Annotated in this window: 18 protein-coding genes; 17 read left to right on the forward strand and 1 reads right to left on the reverse strand. The window is 48.5% G+C overall.

Annotation, left to right across the window (positions count from 1 at the left end):
- From V2I46_01055 to V2I46_01105, 11 genes are all read left to right on the forward strand, one after another.
- A complete protein-coding gene (locus V2I46_01055) occupies positions 1 to 156 on the forward strand; it encodes a YqaE/Pmp3 family membrane protein (protein ID MEE4176075.1) in 156 nt (51 codons plus the stop codon).
- Between the two features lie 157 nt (positions 157 to 313).
- Positions 314 to 1,018 (forward strand): SDR family oxidoreductase, encoded by a 705-nt coding sequence (locus tag V2I46_01060; GenBank protein ID MEE4176076.1) that lies wholly within the window; start codon positions 314 to 316, stop codon positions 1,016 to 1,018.
- Positions 1,019 to 1,436: 418 nt separating this feature from the next.
- Complete coding sequence (locus V2I46_01065; GenBank protein MEE4176077.1) at positions 1,437 to 2,381, forward strand: hypothetical protein; 945 nt, start codon at positions 1,437 to 1,439, stop codon at positions 2,379 to 2,381.
- Between the two features lie 232 nt (positions 2,382 to 2,613).
- Positions 2,614 to 3,384, forward strand: a complete 771-nt coding sequence (locus tag V2I46_01070) for a creatininase family protein (GenBank protein ID MEE4176078.1) — start codon at positions 2,614 to 2,616, stop codon at positions 3,382 to 3,384.
- Positions 3,385 to 3,661: 277 nt separating this feature from the next.
- Positions 3,662 to 4,819: an alpha/beta fold hydrolase gene (locus V2I46_01075; GenBank protein MEE4176079.1), complete on the forward strand. Its 1,158-nt coding sequence runs from the start codon at positions 3,662 to 3,664 to the stop codon at positions 4,817 to 4,819.
- 42 nt (positions 4,820 to 4,861) lie between these two features.
- Positions 4,862 to 6,544, forward strand: coding sequence for a hypothetical protein (locus V2I46_01080; GenBank protein MEE4176080.1), 1,683 nt, complete (start codon positions 4,862 to 4,864; stop codon positions 6,542 to 6,544).
- A 100-nt stretch (positions 6,545 to 6,644) separates the two neighbouring features.
- On the forward strand, positions 6,645 to 7,343 hold the full coding sequence (locus tag V2I46_01085) for an isoprenylcysteine carboxylmethyltransferase family protein (protein MEE4176081.1): 699 nt from the start codon (positions 6,645 to 6,647) through the stop codon (positions 7,341 to 7,343).
- Positions 7,344 to 7,567: 224 nt separating this feature from the next.
- A complete protein-coding gene (locus V2I46_01090) occupies positions 7,568 to 8,071 on the forward strand; it encodes an RNA polymerase sigma factor (GenBank protein MEE4176082.1) in 504 nt (167 codons plus the stop codon).
- The gene (locus V2I46_01095; protein ID MEE4176083.1) at positions 8,064 to 8,789 is read left to right on the forward strand and encodes a hypothetical protein; all 726 of its coding nucleotides are present in this window, start codon (positions 8,064 to 8,066) and stop codon (positions 8,787 to 8,789) included. The genes V2I46_01090 and V2I46_01095 overlap by 8 nt, the downstream gene beginning before the upstream one ends.
- 10 nt (positions 8,790 to 8,799) lie before the next feature.
- Positions 8,800 to 9,585 carry a peptidase E gene (locus V2I46_01100; GenBank protein MEE4176084.1) on the forward strand — a complete coding sequence of 262 codons (786 nt, stop codon included), beginning with the start codon at positions 8,800 to 8,802 and terminating at the stop codon, positions 9,583 to 9,585.
- Positions 9,586 to 9,989: 404 nt separating this feature from the next.
- Positions 9,990 to 11,984, forward strand: a complete 1,995-nt coding sequence (locus V2I46_01105; GenBank protein MEE4176085.1) for a GNAT family N-acetyltransferase — start codon at positions 9,990 to 9,992, stop codon at positions 11,982 to 11,984.
- A gap of 10 nt (positions 11,985 to 11,994) precedes the next feature.
- On the opposite strand, the gene V2I46_01110 is transcribed toward V2I46_01105, so the two are convergent.
- Positions 11,995 to 12,960, reverse strand: coding sequence for a GNAT family N-acetyltransferase (locus V2I46_01110; protein ID MEE4176086.1), 966 nt, complete (start codon positions 12,958 to 12,960; stop codon positions 11,995 to 11,997).
- Between the two features lie 110 nt (positions 12,961 to 13,070).
- Here V2I46_01110 and rmuC point away from each other — a divergent pair, with 110 nt between their 5' ends.
- From rmuC to V2I46_01140, 6 genes are all read left to right on the forward strand, one after another.
- Complete coding sequence (gene rmuC, locus V2I46_01115; GenBank protein MEE4176087.1) at positions 13,071 to 14,531, forward strand: DNA recombination protein RmuC; 1,461 nt, start codon at positions 13,071 to 13,073, stop codon at positions 14,529 to 14,531.
- 63 nt (positions 14,532 to 14,594) lie between these two features.
- Positions 14,595 to 15,695 carry a heparan-alpha-glucosaminide N-acetyltransferase domain-containing protein gene (locus V2I46_01120; GenBank protein MEE4176088.1) on the forward strand — a complete coding sequence of 367 codons (1,101 nt, stop codon included), beginning with the start codon at positions 14,595 to 14,597 and terminating at the stop codon, positions 15,693 to 15,695.
- 37 nt (positions 15,696 to 15,732) lie between these two features.
- On the forward strand, positions 15,733 to 17,808 hold the full coding sequence (locus V2I46_01125; protein MEE4176089.1) for a glycoside hydrolase family 97 protein: 2,076 nt from the start codon (positions 15,733 to 15,735) through the stop codon (positions 17,806 to 17,808).
- Positions 17,809 to 18,020: 212 nt separating this feature from the next.
- Positions 18,021 to 18,698 (forward strand): OmpA family protein, encoded by a 678-nt coding sequence (locus tag V2I46_01130; protein MEE4176090.1) that lies wholly within the window; start codon positions 18,021 to 18,023, stop codon positions 18,696 to 18,698.
- Positions 18,699 to 18,771: 73 nt separating this feature from the next.
- Positions 18,772 to 19,443, forward strand: coding sequence for a porin family protein (locus V2I46_01135; GenBank protein ID MEE4176091.1), 672 nt, complete (start codon positions 18,772 to 18,774; stop codon positions 19,441 to 19,443).
- A gap of 479 nt (positions 19,444 to 19,922) precedes the next feature.
- On the forward strand, positions 19,923 to 22,187 hold the full coding sequence (locus V2I46_01140; protein ID MEE4176092.1) for a helix-turn-helix domain-containing protein: 2,265 nt from the start codon (positions 19,923 to 19,925) through the stop codon (positions 22,185 to 22,187).
- Positions 22,188 to 22,245: the final 58 nt, after the last annotated feature.

The raw sequence follows: 22,245 nt of genomic DNA on the forward strand, positions 1-22,245 counted from the left end.
ATGTCTTTCCTGAGAGTCCTTTTTGCCATTTTGTTTCCACCCCTGGCGGTGATCGATCAGGGTTGTGGTTCCGTGCTCATCGTATTCCTGCTGACCCTTGCAGGATGGGTTCCCGGAGTGATTGCTGCACTGGTCATTCTGAACCGCCAGAAATAAGCTATGTTATCTTTCCTAAAAAGCAGGTTTGGATGGTTCGTCATTCAATGATGGTAGTTTTTCCTGGTAAGGTTTTTAAAGCTTTTTTGAACAAAAAGAAACGCCAGGAAACAATCCCCCCACAAACTTGTTTAACTTTTATTAAAACAAGTTAAACATGGAGTCGAAAAACTACCTCATTATTGGCGGCACCTCAGGCATTGGTGCCGCCATTGCCAACACCCTTGTCAGAGAAGGACACCAGCTGTATATCGTATCGCGCAAGGGAGCTGAAGTCCTGCCTGAAGGTGCAATCCACCTCCAGGGTGATATTCTTGATCCGTTAACTGATCTCAGCGGCTTTCTGCCCGAGGTCCTGCACGGACTGGCCTATTGTCCGGGCAGCATCAATTTGAGGTCCTTTAAGGCCATCAAACCAGCCGATTTTGAGGAGGAATTCCGCATCAATTTGTCGGGGGCAGTGATCGTCATCAAGGAGGCCCTGAAGCCCCTGCAGAAGGCAGGGCATTCCTCGGTAGTGCTGTTTTCGACCGTTGCTGTGCAGACGGGCCTTCCGTTTCACGCCTCCATCGCTGCTGCCAAGGGTGCGGTAGAAGGTCTGACCCGTTCGCTGGCCGCTGAATTTGCGCCGGGCATCCGCTTCAATGCCATTGCCCCATCACTGACCGACACCCCCCTTGCAGCCCGCCTGCTCGAAGGAGAAGCCAAGCAGGAAGCAGCTGCCCAGCGGCATCCGCTCAAACGTTTCGGCAAACCGGAAGACATGGCCGAAACCGCCGCATTCCTGCTCTCCGAAAAAGCCTCATGGATCACCGGGCAGATCATTCATGTGGATGGAGGATATGGCACGCTGAAAGCATAGTGATTTCCCCCTTGGTTTAGCCTTATTTGGGTCTTGGTTTGGCCGTTGTTGTGCATCATAACCAGGTCTTAACAATTTTTTTAAATATGTTTTTATAAAACGATATAATTCTTCCAGATACCGAACATAGATTAGGCTGGAAGGAAGTATTACCTGTATTGGATCTTGAGGTGATCTCGGAGAAATAAAGAGCACCTCAGCAGATGCCCCAATGTTTCAAAAAAAATTTAATAGCATTAAATATCAGGTAAAATAATTGACAGAGTTATTTATCTTTGGAAGAGGCTCACTTTGCTTTGATGCAGCCAATAAGCCTCTCTTCGGCCAGCAATTTAGAAGGCTTTCCCTTGTTTCTGACCATTGCAATCGTACTTTTGAGAATCCATAAATCACTCCAGTAAATTAAAAACAGGAAATTATGAAAAGGATAATCTTTCTTTTTGCCTTTCTATCCATCTTCTCTGGTTGTAAAAAAGAGGGAGGAAAACTGGGCTGCACTATGACTTACGAGCTTTCAAACCCTTTGAATGCTGAATTAAAAACTTATTCTGATGATTTAACGAGCGACCAGTATTCGCAATTTGGAGATTACATCACAAGCATTACCCCAAGCCGGTTTGTCGGTAAGTTTTTACATTTACGTTTCACCAATTGGCACGAAGATCAATATCCCGGGGATGAATTTAATATTGATCTTTTTGAGAATCATTCAGAGATTGCAAATCCCCAACGCTTGGCTGATTTCAGCAATGGCAGCACTGTAAGCTTTGTGCCAGAAGAAGTTAACGTACGCAAAACGACCGATCTTATTTACTTCCTTGTCATTCCCATTTTCTTTTACCAGGAACTTGAGTTACCTGAACAGTATGAAAATTTTTATGGGAATATGTTACAATTTTTAAATTTTGATGGTACAGGCGTGGGCAGTTTTGATGGCTTTTCTATAGGTGCAGAAAAAATTGGCCGATTTGTAAAAGCAGGTTATCAAGATTTTGTAGCCCCGATTTTCATTCCAAACTGGACTGGTTCTAATGGTAATTATGGCAACCTGACTTTTTGTTATGCATTTGGAAATACCGATTCCACTTTTGTTTTTCATAATGATATACCGGATATCAGAACGAATGATAACCCATTGGGGCAGACCGGATATATTATTAGGAGCCATCAGCATAATCCCATTACGATAACCAGCATACCAGAAGGAGAGATCAGGTCCATTCAGGCAACCATGAGCTTTAACACCATCGACCTGATTCAAATTTATGCTGGCCAGGATAATATACCCTATACTTCGGATGATATCTTTGTTTACTCCCCAAAATTTTGGGAAAGAATGGCTGTGACACTGGTCTACAACTAAACCCTTCGCTTTTTGATGTCCTTATTTTTAGGGTAAACCTAATGTGAATCAGGGTGACAGAAAAAACCCAGGTTATTGCCACCCTGTTGAGCAGAATCCTTAATCTCATTCATAGAGAGTTGGTTTTCTAAATCCATACAATTGAAATTGGTTTTTGAAAGATAAAAATGAAATGAGGAAAAAAGAACGTATTCATAATCCTAAAGACGGTTTAGCTTGGGAAAAAGGAAAAATGCCTGGAACCCAACCGTATATTCTGGCAGAAACTAACTGGCATGCCCTGAAAAATCAAAGTTTTGAACTAGCCATTTTACCCTGGGGGGCTACGGAGGCTCATAATTATCATTTGCCCTATTCAACCGATAATATTGAGTCGGAGCGGATCGCCGCGGAGGCTGCCAGGCTTGCCTGGGAAAAAGGTGCCAGGGTCATTGTCCTGCCTACCCTGCCCTTTGGCGTCAATACAGGGCAGCGCGACATTTACCTGGACATCAGCCTTAATCCCAGCACCCTGATGGCCATTTTATCCGATATCGTCGATGGCCTGCATCACCAGGGAATTCTTAAATTACTGATCCTCAACAGTCACGGGGGCAATGACTTTAAACCCATCCTGCGGGAGCTCGGGTTGAGATACCCCGGCATGTTTCTCAGCCTGGCCAACTGGTACCAGATACCGGGAAAGGAAAAATATTATGAACAGGCGGGCGACCACGCCGGGGAAATGGAAACCAGCCTCATGCTGTACCTTCGCCCCGACCTGGTTTTGCCCAAAGAGGACTGGGGTGAGGGCAGGGAAAAACAGAACCGGATCCGGGCCTTCCGGGAAGGATGGGCCTGGACCGAGCGGAAATGGCCCCTGGTGACGGAAGACACGGGGGTCGGAAACCCAAGGCCTGCCACCCGGGAAAAGGGGGAGAAGCATTTCCTGGACCTGACTGCGGCCGTTGCTGAACTGATCGTGGAAATCTGCGATACCAATCCCGGGGAGATGTACGAATAAACCAGGGGTTGGAAAAGCCTGGTATGATAAAAAGAAACATTCACCCCTTGAGATCTTAACCTGAAAGCCCCCAGTTGAAATCAAAAAAGCCAAAAAACCGGTCGCATCTATTTTTGATCGGTTATTTTGAGTACCCTGTTCATTTTTTTCTTAAATTTCCGGAACCGGCTGGGGTTCAAATCGCTCATTTTTTGAATGCAGATTTTTCTATTCGCATTCACAGCCAAGTTTAACAGGCAAAAGGTGAAAACCACACTCCCAAAAAATCCGGACAACCATGGAAAAATGGGGAAAACAGGCATTTATCTTTCCTGTAGGCTATGAGGCCTTTCACAAAAAGCAGTTGTATAATTTTCAGCTGAATCGTCCATATTCATTCGGGTATGCCCGGAGGGAAGACCTTTGGGATGTTGGGAAAAGGATTCATTCCTTCAGTGACTGGACGGCAGAGATGCTGAAACTGGCCACGACGGCCGAAAAGGAGGGTAGGCTTATGAATGCTGCCTTTTATTACCGGGCGGCAGAATTTTACCTGAAATGGAAAGATGCGTTAAAATCCGGACTCTACGAAACATTCATTTCATTATTTGACCAGGCCTTTGAAGGCGATGACTATCAGCGCCACCTGATCCCCTATGAAAATGCTTTGCTCTCTGCCCTCAGGATCAATCCCAAGGGCGATAGGAAAGGAACCCTTGTGATTCATGGGGGCTTTGATTCGCTGATTGAAGAGTTCTATTCAATGATGTGGTATTTTGCCTCCCGGGGCTATGAAGTCATAGGATTTGAAGGGCCGGGGCAGGGTGCCAGCCTGAGAAAACATGGCCTTCCCATCACCATTGCCTGGGAAAAACCAGTCCGGGCGATCCTCGATCACTTTGGCCTTGAAGACGTGACCCTCATCGGCCTTTCCATGGGAGGCTGGTTCTGCCTGCGGGCGGCTTCCTTCGAGGAACGGGTAAAACGCGTCATCGCCAACGGGCATGCCATAGATTATATGAAAAGCATGCCGGGCTTTCTCCGGAAAATACACCTCTGGTCCATGACCCGCTGGCCGGGAATGATGAACCGAATGGCGGAATGGAAATTCAGCAACAGGGAGGGGGTTCAAGGCTGGATGGTTGACCAGCTGAAATTCATCACCCAAAAGACAAAAGCCCTGGAAGCCCTGGATCTTTATCTTCAGCTGAACACAGAGAACATAAGGGCAGACCAGGTGAAACAGGACGTTTTGATCCTTTCGGGCAGCCACGATCATTTTATCCCCCGGAAAATGCATGGGATGCAGCTGAAGGCCCTGGTAAATGCCCGGTCGGTCACCGGGAAAATGTTCTACCCCGATGAACAGGCAGAAAACCACTGCCAGATCGGAAATTTTGAACTCGGCCTTCGAACCATGGCTGATTGGTTAAACGGTTTTCAACGGAAAGAATGACCACACCTGTCAATATTTAAAGCGTTATAAGACCCAAAAGAAATGATAAAAAGAGCCCTGATATTCACAATCCTCTTGCTGATCGGGATGAAATCCCATTCACTGCCTTTTGGACCTTTCCCATTCATTGACAACAATCCTCCGGTTACAGGATGTACGGTCATTTCAGTGGCCAAAGGAGATCGTGTTTTTTTCGGGGGAAATGACGATTACATCAATCCCGATTCCTGGTATTGGGTGGATCCAGGCGACTCCACCCGTTATGGCGTGATTTGGATTGGCACCCCGGATAATCCCCAGCAGGGGGTGAATGAAAAGGGACTGGCCTATGATTCTAACGGTTTGCCAAGGGTGGAGGTAAATCCCCACCGGGAAAGGATCCCGGTTTCAGAAGCCTACCACCTCTATTGCATGCAGATCATGCAAGAATGTGCAAGGGTGGAAGAGGTCATTGCCTGGGTTAATCTCCACCAGCGTCCTCCTTACATGCACGACCAATTGCATTTCGCCGATGCCACGGGCGATGCCGTCATCATCAGTGCCGGGGCCGACGGCGAGATGGTGTTCCGGCGAAAACCCCCGGGGGACGGATTCCTGGTTTCCACCAACTTCAATGTGGCCAACCCGGACAATGGGTTTGGTTTTCCCTGCTGGCGTTACGACCGTGCTGAAGCCCTTATCGGGGAGCTTATTAGCAAACCCGGGCCTATGGATTTTCAGGAGGTCACCCAAGTGATGGATGCCGTGCACGTGGAAAAGGGTTCAAGCTGGACCCTGGAAACCCTGGTGGCTGACCTGGTCAAAGGAGTGGTTTATATCTATTATTTCTACCAATACGACCGCCCGCTGGTTCTTGAAGTGGCCAGTGAGCTGGCCAACCCACGGGAATCAGGACCCTTAAGCCAGCTATTCCCGGAGGATGTCCGGGAGGAGGCCGCCAGGCGATACCAGGAAGCCCGGGCAGGCTTTAGAATGAGCCGGATCATCGGGATCTTATGGCCGGCACTGGTTTTATTCAGCCTTTTGATGCTAATCATCCTTTTAAAAGATACCAGGAAGGGATCCAGTTTCTGGTTTGCCGCCGTGCTGGTGTTGGGCCCCCTTGGATTGATAGCCCGTTCCCTGGCGAAAATAAAAAGGGAGACCCCTGTTGTCAGGAATTCAATCATTGAAACAACAGGCAACCTAATCCCGATCGTGATCTTTTTTACCCTTGGCCTGACCCTCCTGATCCTGGAAACCATCAGCGGAACCGCTTCCCCGCTTTTTCAGCTCTTCCTGATCCTGATTTTGCCCCTGATCCTGGTGTGGCTATCTCAGGGTATCCTGATGGTTCATTTAAGCCAAAAAGGCTTTCCGCGATTCCTTTTCCAGCGTCTTCTCCAGGCAGTCATCTCTGCCTTCTTAAGCCTGGCCGGCATTGTCCCGGTTGCCATGATCCTGTCCAACCGGAACCTGAACATTTCCCTGATCATCCCACTTTCGCCACTGGCCGTGGCCAATTGGTGGGCCTATGTGGTCCTGGGCTCGGTTCCGGGAGGGATCCTGGTTTACCTGTTTGAGCGCTGGGAGACCAAACGGGGGTATAGAGCCTGGACTTCACTGATTAATGAGGAAGGCACCCTCAGCCTCCCGCCTTTCCGGAAAACCTGGGGCTGGCTGCTGATCAGCCTGGTGATGCTGCTCGGAGGGCTGGTCCTGGGAACTTCTCTTAGTCATGGGTGAATTTTCTCATCCGGCAATACTACCCAGGAAGCCAGATCATGAATTGGAACCCAAAAAATCATTTTTATCATGTCATTCATTTTTATTTCAAGATCAAAAGATGAAAAAGAGTGAAATGAAGCCGGAAGAAAAACGGCAACTGATCCGGAAGATCGTGGCCAGGTTTGCGGGGCTGCCGCTGGTGCTGGCCACGATCGTGCTCTTGCCCGCAGGCACCTTCAATTACTGGGAGTTTTATGTCTACACGGGAATTGTGGTCATTCCCATGCTTTTTGTGCTGAGTTATTTTCTGAAACGCGACCCACGGTTCCTAGACCGCAGGACCCGCGCCAGGGAGAAGGAGAAAACCCAGGTGATCGTCCAGGTAATTTTTACGATCGTTTTCCTTGTGGGATTTGTTGTATCAGGACTTGACCGGCGTTTCGGCTGGTCGGAGGTGCCGGTTAACATAGTCCTGCTGGCCGACCTAGTCATTTTATTGGGTTACCTGATCATCTTCCGGGTGTTCAGGGAAAACAGCTATGCTTCGCGCATCGTGGAAGTGGAAGAGCATCAGGATCTTATCACCACCGGGCTTTACAGCCTGGTCAGACACCCCATGTATGTCGGCGTGCTGATCATGTATGTGCCCACCCCAATCGCCCTGGGCTCCTGGTGGGGCGTGATCCCAATGATGATGATACCCCTGGCGCTGGTATTGAGGATCCGCAATGAAGAAGCCCTCCTGAAAAGGCAATTCCCGGAATATGCTGAATATTGCCGGAACACGAAATACCGGCTGATCCCATACCTCTGGTAAATCATTAACCATGATAACGCTTTTCTGTAAATAGAGCCCAAAGGGGTTTCAGTTTCAGCTACAAAAAAACGGAACTTCTTATGCCTTAAAAAATTTTATCACAGAACTTTAGGGATCCTTAAAAGGCTGGAGGAAAAATAAAGATCCTGGATTCATCTGTTTTTTTCGGAATGGAGATGTAGTTTTTTTTCGTTGTTTTCGACCTATTGATTAAGAAGTGTTAAATGAGATTGCAAAAAGGACACCGGAAAGCATTCATGGGCCTTATTGAAGGCAATAAGGGCATCATCCATAAGATTGCCCTGATTTTTTCCGAAACCCTCCACGATAAGGAAGACCTGTACCAGGAAATCTGCTTTCAACTCTGGAGATCTCATGGAAATTACCGGGGAGATGCCAAATTAAGCACCTGGCTATACCGGGTTGCACTGAACACTGCGATCAGCTCTGTCAGGACAAAAAAACGAAATGTGGAAACCGTTGAACTTATTCCTGAAAAGCATTACCAGATCAAAGACCCGGAAAAAGATGAGATGACCGCAAATTTATTCAAGGCCATTGGCCTGTTGCAAAACATTGACCGGGCCATTATTCTCCTTTGGCTGGAAGAAAAAAATTACGAGGAGATCTCAGAAATCACGGGCTTGACTAAATCGGCGGTTAGCGTAAGGTTAGTCAGGGTAAGAAAAAAACTAGAAGAAATATTAAAAAGAATTGAAAATGAATAAGATAAAAGATCGGTGGAATAATATCAATGAATTTTCCGGCATTCCAGGATATGGCCTAACTTCCATCGAGAAATTCATACAAGGCCGGTCGGAATCAATCTTCGAAAAGATTAGATCTATATTCTTGAGGGATATCATCATTAAGTCCATAGCGGCTGTGTTTATTACCCTGAACCTAATATTTTACCAGGGTTATGATTTGATCATTACATTGAACGTCGTTCTTTTGGCTTTCCTGGGTTTCTTCTTTTTTATCGAGATGAAGTATTTTTCAGCATTCAAAAGGAGTGCTGACATGGGGAAATCCTCCAAAGAAAACCTTTCATCCATCCTGATATTCCTTGAGCGGAAATTTCCGGTGTCAGCGATCTTCAGGGCAACCACCTATTTGTTCGGGTTCGTTCCTGGCCTTTTACTCTATTTTTACCTGGCCTACGGCTACCCCAAACCGATAGAAACCATGGGTTATTTTGTATTTTCCTTCCTTTGCCTTCTTGGGATAATTTCGGGGTACATCCTTGATACCAGACAGGTCCGCCACCACAAAAACCACATAAAAGTCTGCCTGTCTGACCTGAATGACGATGCCCTGGCCCTGGCCTCAGCAAATATTGAAGCGAACCGTAAACTGGACATCACGACCATTGTCTTGGTTCAAGCCCTGATACTTCTGGGATTCCTTGTCCTGGTTGTGATCCTAAAAAGTGCTTTAACATAAGGTGAGAATTATGAAAAAGATCCTGCTGATCCTCTGCATTGCCCTTGGAATATATTACACGCTTTCCTGTCATGGAAGGGAAGAGAACAAAAACCCCATTCGCAAAGAAGGCGATAAAACCATTCTGGTATATGGCAATGGCCTTGATCCGGCTTACATTGAATATGTAATATTTTTGACCGGAAAGCCCAGACCAAAGGTTTGCTTCTTTCCGACAGCCGCAGCGGATGATCCAAGGGTTATTGATTACTGGAGCCGGATGGTATCCGACTTACCCCTTGAACCCATCGTCATCCGGACTTTCATTAGTTCTGCACCCGGGCAAAAAACCTTTGCTGAGGAGATCCTGTCCTCTGATGCAGTGATTGTTGGAGGAGGCAATACCTTGAATATGCTTGCGGTATGGAAAGTCCAGGGAATTGATACCCTTCTCAAGCAAGCCTATGAACAAGGAATTGTCCTGGCGGGAGGCAGCGCAGGTTCCCTTTGCTGGTTTACAGGCGGGTACAGTGATTCCAGACCAAAAGCATTATCACTGATTGAGGGCCTTGGGTTTCTTGATTTCAGCCACTCACCCCATTACAATGAACCTCAGCGAAGGTCCCTATTCAAGGAGGCTATTTTGTCCGGAGCCCTGCAGCCAGGTTTCGCCTGCGATGATGATGCTGGCCTCCTTTTTATCAATGGGAAAATGGTTAAATCTTTATCTCTTCATCAGGATCGGCACAATTATTATGTCACAATTAAAAACGGTAAGATTTCCGAGGAGCGATTGACCGCCGAAATAATTAAATAGCAAATAAAACCAGTGAAGAGGTAAAAAGGTTAACTAAAAATGTTCTAGCTTGCTAAAAGCAAGCTCAGAAAGATTAAGAAAGATAAAAAATACAATAGCTCTTGGGGGATTTCAAGCAAAACCTTCATGGATCATGTTCCCGGACATAGTTTCAATTTCTGGTTGAAAACCATGAACGGGCGATAGAAGTCATTTTTACTGGCTCAGAAAGGGATAAGTAAATACGGAAAGGTCTGTTGTCTCGGGGTGGCATAGTTTTTGGGGAAAACTTTGGGAAAATGCCCAAAAAGAAAAATAATTCAGGGTGCTTTTTTCCGTAAAATTACGGTCAGAATTAGGGTAACATGTTGTAATTTCGGGCCCGTATGTGCACTCAGAGCAGTAAACCCTAAAGCCACCCCCTGATGCTGACCGATTTTCTGACCCGCCTGGCCGACCTGATTGGTTACGTAAACACCTATGTTGAATTTCTGCTGCTTCTCTTTGCCTTTATGGCGGGGCTGATCTTTTTCACCATCCCCTATGTAAGGCCATTGCGGAGCTTACTGGGTTCGCTGGGCCTGAGTTTTGGTGAGATCACACGGGTTTTGTGGGCTTGTTACAAGAGTCCGCGCAAACTGATCCGGGTTTACATCGAACTGGCCATCTTTCACACAGGGGGGCTTCACCAGAACCGGCAATTCTGGCGCAAATTCCTTCGTACCTTCAAGCGGTTTATTGATGATAATGGTGAGTCGGGGACTTACATTGCAAAGGTGGAAACTTGCTTTGATGTGGCTTCTGCAGAGTTCAACGAACTGGTCAGCGCATATTTCGAATTTTTTAAGCAAAATAAGGCCAGTGATAAGTTTGCCATACCTGCTGATGAGCCTTTGTCGTTTATTATTCAAACTGAGATCAACGAGGGCTTCATTGTGCCCATTACTTTCATCACTGGGCTGAACGACCGCTATGATGAGGACTGGGAAAAGATCCTGGGCAATTATTTCACAGCATTTGGCGAAGAGCAGCCTCCTGAAACAGCCATCCTGCCCGAAGAGCTGTATTTCACTTACAACTGGCTGATGTGGGGCCCGAGTTACCAGATCAAATATGCGCCCCAGAAAAATAAACTGATACAATATGGCTTTGGCGATGAATCGAACTCGGTGAATATCGTGCTGAAAACCGATGAGGTGGGCGACAGCCTGTGGGAAAAAATATGTCACGAAGGAGAAGAAAACGGGGGAAAGAAATTTGGTTATAACTGTATGATCAGGGGCCGCCTGGTTGACAGCTCCGAATATTATAACTATAAGCGTGATGAAATGGACCTGCGTGCGATGCCATTTTTAAAGCGACTTTCGGCACCTGCACTGGGCATTTCATTCCTGATGGAACTGGAGCATTACGAGATCAAGCACAGCCTGAAGGCCGACAATTACTTCTTCTCAGCTTATCTGTGGATCATGTTTGCCCTGGTCGATACAACCAATCCAGGCTTTACCCCCCGCAAAAGCGTCACCTTCTTTGAGCACGCCAACCTGGCCGATACCACCAATTATAAGTTTCTTGCCAATTCCCTTGTGGATAAGTGTATCCGGCATTTTCAGTATATTGCCGGGCATACGGAATACCGAAAACGTAAGTATCAGCTATGTCTTTCGATGAATACCTTTATCGAAAGCCTGTTTTTAAAACGCCTGCATGAGATCCGGCGGGAGGATCCGCAAGGCTGGTTCAGCACAAACCTGGCTACAGATACCCCTTTCTCCATCAGCGAAATTCTGGACACCTTCGACAATTACTTTGTCACCCAGGAGTCGGATTTCGAGGTGGTGGGCGTACAGGCCGGCAATAAGGAAGGCATCCGTCACCTGTGCAACTTTTATGCCGACACTTACCTGGAGGAATTTGAAAAACTGCCCTCTGCCCTTTCACTCGACAGGATGTTTGCCCTGATGCGCAAGCCTTCCGAGCAGTGCAGCTTTCATATCTCGCTGGCCTTAAAGGAAGAAACGGAAGTGGTTGGAGGGGCAACGGCTTTGTACCTGCCCGGGTCAAAATGCGGGGTGATCGACAGCATTGCCGTGGCCCAAAACTACCGCAACAATGGTACCGGAAAGCGCTTGGTTGACCACGCCCTGCAAATGCTGAGGCAGGATGCCCTGGAGAAGAACGGCAAGGGGCTGAAGTTCCTGTTGGCAAGGGTCCCCCACGAAAGTGACCAGGCAAGCCTGCGCAAATTTCGGTTCTGGGCAAACCACGGCTTTTTGCATCTGCCCGAAAACACCAGGCAGAATCATCACGGCTGGGCGGTTCATATGCTCACCGATGACACCCCGGCCAGTTTACCCAAAGGGGAAATCGAAAAGGCCATACTGGAATATGACAGGCTTACGAACGAAGTGGCAGGTTAAGCCTAACAGCTTAGAAGAGCTCCTTTAATGGCATCCAGGCATCCGGTTGACCATAGATTTTTGCTTTCAGGGCCTCATAATATTCCTGGTCGCCACTGATTTTCACCAGGGGATGCTGCCGGAGCCATTGCATCTGCCGGCCGTAAAACGTGTCCTTCAACACATCCCGTCCTTTGAAAACCGCAATGCTAAAGAAGCGTTCGAGGTGTTCCCTGACCAATTCTGACGGCACCTCCTCCATTTCGCCTGCTCTGACATTAAAGGTAAGGTTGAGGCAAGGCTCCATACCCGGGTTCAGGGGTGGCTGCACATAGTTAAAATTCAGCCGTTTATAACCCAGCCTGTCCCACCACTTCAGGCGTTCGCACTGGTCAATGAGGGCGTTGAGATTGTCGTGGAAATATTCTTCGGCAGTCATCAATTCAGGGGCATTCTGCTCACAAAAGAACAGGACTGGCCCCCGCTGGCCTGTGAAATTCATTGCATAATCTTCCGTAAGCTTAAGCAAATGAGAAGCCACCCCCAGGCTCCGGTATTCTGGTTTGACAAAAATATAAATGACATGATTGGTGGCAGGAAAACCAAAGGCCTTCCTGAGCCGGTCTGGCAAAACATAGGTGCTGAAATCTACGCCGGCTATGATGGCCCCGGTTGAGGGTTCTCGCAGGTATAGCCAGGTTTCCTCATGCAATCCAAAACGCTCTGTTAGAAAGGGATCCGAGTTGAGGTTTAGGGTAGCTTCAAACCCTTCGAAGGTCTCGGTCTCATCGGGAAGGGTAAAAACCGTTGAATAAAAGGCATACAATTCAGGAAAGTGAGGGTCATCTGGACGGTTGATCACCTCGGGCTTCAAGGAACTGAGGAATCCGGAAATATCCCCATACTGCCTGAGTACGGCTTTACGTGTCTCCTTTTGCAGGGCCGCAACCTTTTCGACCGCCGCCTTATATTGCTTCACCAGTGACTGTAATCGCATAAAGCTAAATATGCGGCAAGTTAACAAATTTATGAGCGCCTTTTTTGGTTTTTGCCCGCAAATAGGCTAATTTTCAAACTTGAATTTGATTTTTCCAACGCACTGATTTTATGGACTTGTTTACTTATTTATTGATATTTCTGGCTGTGCTCAGCCTGGTCAACATCATTCTGATCCTCGTTTTTCTTCCCAAAAGGGAAAAAAGACAGCAAAGACTGGAAGGTCTGGTGGAGGACCTTGAGAAAAACCTGGGGCGGCTGGAGGCAAACCTGAAGGATGACTTTCGCATCAACCGGGAAGAGTTTGGGAACCTTACCACAGGCAACAGGAAAGAGCTGAGTGAAGGGCTTAGGGAGTTTCGCGAGGGCCTATCAAAAAATCTGAAGGAGTTCTCGGAAAGCAACATCAGCCAGCTCGACCGCATCAATGCTACTACGCGCGAGAAGTTGCAGGAATTGACGGAACAGGCCAAAACCGACAACACTCAGATGCGCGAGTCGCTGGAAAAGGTTTTTCGCAACTTCCAGGAAACCTTTGAGAAGAACGTAGCTTCATTCAATGACTTGCAGCGGGAGAAGTTTAGCCAGCTGGAAGAAAAGCAAAACAAGCTGGTTGAGACCACCGAGAAGAAGCTGGAACAGATGCGGGAAACCGTTGAAGAGAAGCTGCAGAAGACCCTGAACGAGCGCCTGGGGCAATCGTTCGAGCTGGTGGGCAAACAACTGGAAAGCGTTCAGAAAGGCCTGGGAGAGATGCAATCCCTTGCCCAGGACGTGGGCGGGCTGAAAAAGGTGCTTAGCAACGTGAAGTTGCGCGGGGGTATTGGGGAAGTGCAGTTGGGGATGCTGCTGGAACAGGTGCTTGCCCCTGAGCAGTTTGAATCCAACGTAATCACCAAGAAGGGGTCCTCAGAGTCTGTGGAATTCGCTATTAAGTTACCGGGACGTGAGGACAGACAGGAAACCGTTTACCTGCCTATCGATGCCAAGTTCCCCAAAGACAAGTATGAGAAAATGCTTGACGCCTACGAGTTGGCAGATCCAAGCCTGATTGAAATTGCAAACAGGGAACTGGAGCGCACCATCAAACAAATGGCTGCAGATATTCACAACAAATACATCGATCCTCCCAACACCACCGACTTTGCCATCATGTTCCTGCCTTTTGAGGGTATTTATGCCGAGGTGGTGAGGCGCACCAGCCTGCTGGAACATTTGCAGCGCGATTTCAAGGTCATCGTTACCGGGCCTACTACCCTGGCGGCCATCCTCAACAGCCTGCAGATGGGCTTCCGCACGCTGGCCATTCAGCAGCGAAGCAGCGAAGTCTGGAAGATCCTGGGTGCCGTGAAAAAAGAATTTGAAAACTTCGGCGGTATGCTCGAGAAGGCACAGAAGAACATCCAAACGGCCAGCAACCAGATCGACGAGGTCATGGGCAAACGCACCCGCGCCATCCAGCGCAAGCTGAAAAGCGTAGAAACCCTCAGCAGCGCGGAAGCCAGCTTGATTTTGCCGGAGGTTGGCAGCCCGGATGACAGCGAGGACGCAGAAGAGGACAACAATGCATAATCCGTTGTGCGCATCTGGTATGGTTAACAGAAACCTTTTCCAATCATTATAACCACCAATATTATGGAAAAAAGCATTCCGGGAAGGCTTATTTCGCTGGATGTATTCCGTGGCCTTACCATTGCGGCCATGATCATAGTCAATTATCCTGGCAGTTGGGGCCACGTTTACGCTCCCCTGCTCCATAAGCCCTGGCACGGGATCACCCCCACAGATCTGATCTTCCCCTTCTTCCTGTTTATTGTTGGCGTTTCTATTGCACTGGCCTATTCAAAAAGGCTGGAAAAGGGTGCTTCCAAAAAAGAGATGGCCGGGAAAATCCTGTTCCGCGGCTTAAAGATCTTTGCCGTAGGGATTTTCCTGAACCTGTGGCCAGAATTTGCTTTTTCCGAGCTCAGGGTGGCCGGGGTATTGCAACGCATTGCCCTTGTATTTCTGGCCTCTGCTCTTTTGTTTATTTATACTTCCTGGAAAACACAAGCTGTGATTGGAGGCCTAATATTGATCGCCTATTGGCTCGCCCTGGTGTTGATTCCCACACCCGGTTACGGGCAGCCCTTGCTTGAGCCCGGGATAAATCTGGCGGCCTGGATCGACAGCTTTCTGCTCCCGGGCAGGATGTGGCAGGGCACATGGGACCCGGAAGGCCTGCTCAGCACGCTGCCTGCCATAGCCACAGGCATTACGGGAATGCTGACCGGAAAGATCCTCTTGTCAAACAACAGCCGGGAGAAAAAGGCCCTTTGGCTATTTGTGGCGGGTTTCCTTTCCTTTATCGCTGGTTATGCCTGGAGTTGGGTATTTCCCCTGAATAAGCCCATCTGGACCAGTTCCTATGTGCTCCTGACATCAGGTCTGGGTGCCATGACCCTGACGGCCTGCTATACCTTTATTGATATCCAGGGAAAGACCTGCTGCACCCGCCCATGGGTAATTCTGGGCACCAACGCCATTGCTGTTTATGTGCTGGCAGGGCTATTGTCTTGGTTCTTCCGGGGGATCAGCATAGGTGAAGGGGGCTTGGTATATCATGCCTTCCAATGGCTGACAGCCACCGGTATGGTACCTAAGCTGGCCAGCCTGATTCTTGCCCTCCTTTACCTGGGCATCCTTTTTATCCCGGCAACCATCCTTTACCGCAAAAAGATCTTTATCAAACTGTAAGCGAAGTCTTTTATCTAACCCAAAATATCTCCGGAAGATGAAAAAAATAACGCAATTGTGGATGCTTATCTTACTGGCCGGTTTTTTCAGCGCCTGCCAGAAAAGCCCAACAACCAGTATTCAATCTCCATCAGGAAACATTGAAGTGGAAGTCTTTACCCTTGCCGACGGGCAGGCAGCCTATACCGTCAGCCTTGAAGGCCAGCTGCTGGTCGACACCTCGGGCCTTGCCTTTGAATTCCTCGATATGCCGCCATTAAAGGAAGGGCTGGAGATTCGCTCGGCAGAAACCAGTGCTTTTTCCGAGACCTGGGAAATGCCCTGGGGAGAGCAGCGCTTTGTGGAAAATTCGTATCAGGAACTTCGGGTAGCCTTTGCCGAAAACGAAGGCCTGAAGCGGGAGTTCGACCTGGTGTTTCGGTTGTATGATGATGGTTTGGGATTCCGCTATGAATTCCCTGCCCAGGAAAACTTGGAAAAGGTATTCATCACTGAAGAGCACAGCCGGTTTAAGCTCACCGGCGATCATAAGGTCTGGTGGATCCCTGGCGACTGGGATATCTACGAACATCTATACAGCACCAGCCGCTTCAGCGAGATCGAGGCCCTGAGCTATCGCGACCATTCCAACCTGGCGCAGACCCACATCCCCATCAATGCCGTTGGTGCCCCGGTGACAATGAAAACCGACAACGGAATTTACCTCAGCTTCCACGAAGCAGCTTTGGTAGATTATGCGGCCATGACCCTGGCCATCGACAAGGAGAACCTTGAAATGGCCACCAACCTAGTTGGCTCGTGGCGCGACTACAAGGTGGAAAAACAAACGCCATTCAACACCCCCTGGCGAATGATCCAGATCGCCCAACGTGCGGGTGATCTGATCGAATCAAAGCTGATCCTCAACCTGAACGAACCCAGCAAAATTGAAGATACGTCATGGCTGAAGCCCGTAAAATATGCGGGTATCTGGTGGGAGATGCACCTCGACCTCTCCACCTGGGCTATGGCAGGCGGAAGACACGGAGCGACCACAGAAAATGCAAAACGTTACATTGACTTTGCCGCCGAAAACGGCCTGGATGCCATCTTGGTGGAAGGCTGGAATACCGGTTGGGAAAATTGGATCGGCACGGCCGACCGTGAAGGCATCTATGATTTTGTAACGCCTTATCCCGACTACGATCTCAAGGGAGTGGTGGAATATGCCCAAAGCAAGGGCTTGAATATTATCATGCACCACGAGACCTCAGCAGCGGTGAACACCTACGATCAGCAACTGGACACTGCATTTGCCCTGGCTGAAACCCTGGGGATACACGCCGTGAAAACAGGCTATGTGGGCACCATCCTCCCGGAAGGGGAATACCACCTCAGCCAGTTTATGGTCAATCACTATCAGAAAGTTTTGGAGACCGCTGCCAGGCATAAGGTGGCCGTCAACTCACATGAAACCGTCATGGCAACGGGATTACGCCGCACCTGGCCTAACTTCTTTGCCAGCGAGAACCTGCGGGGGCAGGAATTCAACGCCTGGGCCAGCGACGGAGGTAACCCCCCAGAGCATCTTACCATCGTTCCTTTCACCCGTATGCTGGCAGGGCCTATTGATTTCACCCCGGGCATTTTCTACATCAAACTGGGCCCCACAAAGCCCAACAACCAGGTCAATACGACTTTGGCCCATCAATTGGCCCTTTACGTGGTGATATACAGCCCAGTACAGATGGCAGCCGACCTGCCCCAAAACTATGAAGGTCACCCGGCTTTCCAGTTTATTCGTGACGTAGGGGTCGACTGGGAGCAGAGCAGGGTATTGGACGGAGAAATTGGTGAATTCATCACTATAGCACGTGAAGAACGTGAGACTGGAAACTGGTTCCTTGGAAGCATTACCAACCAAGAAGGCAGGGAAATCACCATTCAGACCGATTTCCTGAAAGCTGGGCAAACTTATCTTGCCAGAATTTACGCAGATGCACCTGATGCCCATTGGAGTGACAACCCAACTGCTTACCTAATTATAGAAAAGGAAGTTAATTCAGAAAGTATTCTACCTGTACGACTTTCTCCGGGGGGCGGCGTCGCAATTTGTTTCCAACCTCAAAAATGATCTTTACAGCTTGGTCATAACCCTTTGAGAAGGGCCTTAAAGTTCTCATAATGAGAATAATTTTTCTCAATTAAAAAACCAGTTTCTCAAGATATTTTCGTAAATTGCTGAAATGTAAAGCAAAAGATTTTTGCCATTAATTGGCATTGCTTTGGCAGTTAAATGTTTTTCAAATACTATTTATTTTTTTAATAACATAAAACAAAAGATTTATGAAAACAACAAAACTGATGTTCATTGGAATTTTATCGGCCGCCCTTTTATTTCAAGGCTGCAAAGCGTTGACGGGAACCCAGAAGGGCGCTGCCGTTGGAGTCGCTGCAGGAACTGCTGCTGGAGCCATTATAGGACGGGCTTCAGGTAATACTGCCGCAGGCGCCGTGGTCGGAGCCGCCGTGGGTGGAACAGCCGGTGCAATCATTGGGCACCAGATGGACAAGCAAGCCGAGGAAATCAGGGAAGAACTTCCTGATGTGAACGTTGAAAGGGTTGGCGAAGGTATCATTGTAGAATTTACCAATGACATTCTTTTCGGTTTTGACAGCTCTGTATTGACTGACCAGGCCATGGAGAACCTGGACAAGCTAGTGATCATCCTCAACAAATATCCCGATACGGATATTGAAATTCTGGGACACACGGACAGCTCAGGATCAAACGAATACAACCAGGCGCTCTCAGAACGCCGTGCTGGTGCAGTGGCCACCTACCTTGTAAACCAAGCCATTGCTGCCAAAAGGCTTGCCATCATTGGCTTTGGTGAAGAACAGCCCAAGTATTCAAATGAAACCGCTGAGGGACGTGCCCAAAATCGCAGGGTAGAATTTGCCATTACCGCTAATGAAAAAATGCGTCAGGAAGCCGAAGAACAGGCCACTGAAGGAAACTAAGACTAATGGTTAAACACTTCAAACTGACCGTTTATCTCCCTTATGTCTAATTAAAATTAAAAAGATCATGAATATGAAAAAAATTGTAATTGCCTTTTTTGCCATAATTCTTGTTGCTGGATTTACAGCACAATCTCAGGCGCAGGGAATATCCTTTGGTCTGCGCGGTGGTTTTGACCTTCAGAATATCAATGGGAAGGATTCTGACGGTGATGCCCTCGAACTCGACCTGGTCCCCCGCTTTAACGTGGGCGCTGTTGTTGAAATTCCTGTTGCTCCTGATTTTTATTTCCAGCCCGCTTTGCTGTTCTCCACAAAAGGCGCCAAGACCGGTGACGAATTTCTTGGGCAAACCATAGAACTGGAATACAACCTGGGATACATCGATCTGCCCCTCAGCCTGCTTTATAAGCCGGTATTGGGCAACGGACGGTTCATCCTTGGCTTTGGCCCTTACCTGGGTTATGGTATCACAGGAAAAGCTTCTTATACCCTGAACAGTACCACAACAGAAGAAGACATTGAATGGACCAACGAATATGAAGGAAACGGAACACTGGCTCAGTTCAAGCCCTTTGATTTCGGCGCCAATGTGTTCTTCGGATATGAGCTGGCTATGGGCCTTTCTTTCCAGGTTAACACCCAGCTTGGCCTGGCTAAGATCAATCCCGATTCAGGTGATGGCGAGGATGAGGCCAGCCTGAAAAATACCGGTTTTGGTATTTCCCTGGGCTATCGCTTCTAATCCATCTTCACATACTGGTTTTACCCAATAGGGACCGCCCCTTCATCAGGGGGCAGTCTTTTTTTGTGCCTTTTCCTGACCCGGAAGGCTCCCAAACCTCCCTGACCCTTTCCATTCAAATAGTTTCCTTGTACTCAACCCCAAGCCGGACAGGAAACGGCCTGCTTTAAGGCAGTATCTGCCTGTAAGATAACACGTAATTAACACGTTGTTGACACGTAGTTTAAACGTGCAAAAACGTTTATGATACGTCTTAACTACGTCTGAACTACGTCTGAACTATGACCCAAAACCGACTCTTAAAGGATTAAGGAAAGTTCTTGTTGAAAGGGTTCAGGTAAGGCCAGGGCCTTTGGGGAGAACCCGGTGTTTGGTTTGATTATCATTTTGTTGGCTAAACCAGGGCGTGATTCTTTTTAAATCAACCTGAATTTTATTAGTTTTACCCTTTCGGGAAAAAACCCGCCAAATGATTCAGCATGAAAGATCAGCATGACCCGGCTGCCATTGCTTCCCGCTTTATCAACCAGACGGGTTGCCACATTTTCCTCACGGGAAAGGCGGGCACAGGGAAGACCACCTTCTTAAAAAAAATGGTTGGATACACCCACAAAAAGGTGGTGGTTGCTGCGCCCACCGGAATTGCGGCCATCAATGCGGGGGGCGTTACCCTTCATTCCCTTTTCCAATTGCCATTCGGGTCCTTTGTTCCTTCCCTGAAAGGATTCTCGGGCAGCCACCTCAACACCCAGGTTACCACCCCGCAAAGCCTGCTCAGTAAAACCCAACTCAATGCGACCAAGCGAAACCTGCTCCGCGAACTGGAATTGCTGATCATCGATGAGGTGAGCATGCTCAGGGCTGATCTCCTGGATGCCATCGATACCCTGCTCCGCCATGTGCGCCGAAAAAAAAGCATCCCTTTCGGGGGACTCCAGATCCTGTTTATCGGTGACCTCTGGCAACTGCCCCCGGTGGTAAAGAAGGACGAATGGGAGTTGCTGAGACATCATTACCCATCGCTATTCTTTTTCGATGCCAGGGCCCTGCAGGAAAATCCACCCCTGACCATTGAACTCGAAAACATTTATCGCCAAACCGATCTGCGCTTCATTCACCTGCTCAACCATCTGCGCGAAAACATCCTTGATGCCTCTGACCGGGCCTTGCTCAACAGCCATTACGTTGCCGGATTCGACCCCACCGAAAAGGAAGGTTGGGTATTCCTCACCACCCACAACCACAAGGCCGATCTCATCAACCGAAAGGCCCTCGACAAGCTTAAAGGTCGCATTCATCAGTTCCATGCAAAAATCGATGGTGATTTTAACGAGTCGCAGTACCCGGTAGAATATACCCTGGAACTGAAGGAGGGGGCCCAGGTGATGTTCATCAAAAACGATTACTCGGCCGAGCGGCTTTATTTCAACGGGAAGATTGGCACCGTGGATGAGATCAGCGAGGATTCAATAGTCGTTCGCTTCAGCGATGGTTCTACGCCCGCAGAGGTAGAACCCTATACCTGGGAGAACAAGAAGTTCAGCATGAACCAGGACACCAACGAAATTGAGGAAAAGGTGGCCGGGACCTTTACCCACCTGCCACTGAAGCTGGCCTGGGCCATCACCGTGCACAAGAGCCAGGGGCTGACCTTCGATAAGGCGGTGATTGATGTGGCAGAAGCATTTGCCTCCGGGCAGACTTATGTGGCCTTGTCGCGCTTGCGCAGCCTGGATGGACTGGTGCTCACCACCCCTTTCCCTGTCCGGAACCTGGATGCCGACCCTTCGCTGGTTCAATTTTCCGGCATTAAAACGGGAACCGACATCCTTCTGAACCGGCTCCGTCATGAAACCCGCCTGTTTCTGATCCGCGAAGTGGAGCAGGCCTTCGATTTTGCTTCCCTGGTTTGGGTGTCTGAAGACTTCCTTAAGGATTACAATAAAGACGAGAAACGTTCACCAAGGCAGGCCTACAGGGCTTTTGGCGCTGAAGTCCTTGAGCAGGCCAAAAGCATTAAAGAGGTTGCCGACCGCTTCCGCCAGCAAATGCATCGCCAGGGGGTATTGCAGCACGACAGCCATTTGCCCCTGCTGAAGGAGCGCATCCATGCAGCAAAGACCTATTTTGAGCCCCTTCTGAAAGAACTTTCGGTTAAGGTCTTCGGGCACATCAAAGAAGTCAGCGGGACCAGCGGCATGAAGAAGTACATCAAGGAATTGCGCGAGCTGGAGGTTGTTTTTTACGGACGCCTTCAGTATATCCACAAGGTCGATAAACTGATCGCTGCAGTGCTTGAGAATGCCGAACTGAACAAACAACGGCTGAAAACCACCGACCTTCAAATGGAACGGGATCAGATGACCGCCCAGGCTGAAGCCACAAAAAAAACCCGGGGAAGAAAAAAGAAAAAGCCCGAGCCGGAGTTCAAGGAGAAAAAGCCTGATTCAAAAACCATTTCCTACGAAATGTTCCGCCAGGGCCTTGGCATTGAGGCCATTGCAAGAGCGCGCGCGTTGGCCGAGTCGACCATCGAAGGCCACCTGGCTCATTTTGTGAAAGAGGGAAAAATTGATCCCACCCTGTTTGTTGAACCAGAAAAGATTGAACAGATCCTGGAGGCATCAAAGGCCGTAAAAAGCACAAGGATGAGCGACGTGATGGCGGTTCTGGGCAGCGAATTCACCTATGCGGATATCCGGTTTGCCCTGGCTGGACTGAAGGAAGATTCAAACGAAAAATAATATTATTATTTAAACACTGATTAAATACCTAATCATCGGTTATTTTAGATTTTGTTGT

This window comes from Bacteroides sp., from assembly GCA_036351255.1.
In the GTDB taxonomy this organism is placed as follows: Bacteria; Bacteroidota; Bacteroidia; order Bacteroidales; family UBA7960; genus UBA7960.

Excerpts from the sequence above, each read along its gene's own strand:
- V2I46_01105 (MEE4176085.1), top strand. The coding sequence starts at position 9,990 with ATGCTGACCGATTTTCTGACCCGCCTGGCCGACCTGATTGGTTACGTA.
- V2I46_01060 (MEE4176076.1), top strand. The coding sequence starts at position 314 with ATGGAGTCGAAAAACTACCTCATTATTGGCGGCACCTCAGGCATTGGT.
- V2I46_01125 (MEE4176089.1), top strand. The coding sequence starts at position 15,733 with ATGAAAAAAATAACGCAATTGTGGATGCTTATCTTACTGGCCGGTTTT.
- V2I46_01080 (MEE4176080.1), top strand. The coding sequence starts at position 4,862 with ATGATAAAAAGAGCCCTGATATTCACAATCCTCTTGCTGATCGGGATG.
- V2I46_01120 (MEE4176088.1), top strand. The coding sequence starts at position 14,595 with ATGGAAAAAAGCATTCCGGGAAGGCTTATTTCGCTGGATGTATTCCGT.
- V2I46_01085 (MEE4176081.1), top strand. The coding sequence starts at position 6,645 with ATGAAAAAGAGTGAAATGAAGCCGGAAGAAAAACGGCAACTGATCCGG.
- V2I46_01100 (MEE4176084.1), top strand. The coding sequence starts at position 8,800 with ATGAAAAAGATCCTGCTGATCCTCTGCATTGCCCTTGGAATATATTAC.
- V2I46_01095 (MEE4176083.1), top strand. The coding sequence starts at position 8,064 with ATGAATAAGATAAAAGATCGGTGGAATAATATCAATGAATTTTCCGGC.
- V2I46_01090 (MEE4176082.1), top strand. The coding sequence starts at position 7,568 with ATGAGATTGCAAAAAGGACACCGGAAAGCATTCATGGGCCTTATTGAA.
- V2I46_01110 (MEE4176086.1), bottom strand. The coding sequence starts at position 12,960 with ATGCGATTACAGTCACTGGTGAAGCAATATAAGGCGGCGGTCGAAAAG.
- V2I46_01140 (MEE4176092.1), top strand. The coding sequence starts at position 19,923 with ATGAAAGATCAGCATGACCCGGCTGCCATTGCTTCCCGCTTTATCAAC.
- V2I46_01135 (MEE4176091.1), top strand. The coding sequence starts at position 18,772 with ATGAAAAAAATTGTAATTGCCTTTTTTGCCATAATTCTTGTTGCTGGA.
- rmuC (MEE4176087.1), top strand. The coding sequence starts at position 13,071 with ATGGACTTGTTTACTTATTTATTGATATTTCTGGCTGTGCTCAGCCTG.
- V2I46_01070 (MEE4176078.1), top strand. The coding sequence starts at position 2,614 with ATGCCTGGAACCCAACCGTATATTCTGGCAGAAACTAACTGGCATGCC.
- V2I46_01065 (MEE4176077.1), top strand. The coding sequence starts at position 1,437 with ATGAAAAGGATAATCTTTCTTTTTGCCTTTCTATCCATCTTCTCTGGT.
- V2I46_01055 (MEE4176075.1), top strand. The coding sequence starts at position 1 with ATGTCTTTCCTGAGAGTCCTTTTTGCCATTTTGTTTCCACCCCTGGCG.
- V2I46_01130 (MEE4176090.1), top strand. The coding sequence starts at position 18,021 with ATGAAAACAACAAAACTGATGTTCATTGGAATTTTATCGGCCGCCCTT.
- V2I46_01075 (MEE4176079.1), top strand. The coding sequence starts at position 3,662 with ATGGAAAAATGGGGAAAACAGGCATTTATCTTTCCTGTAGGCTATGAG.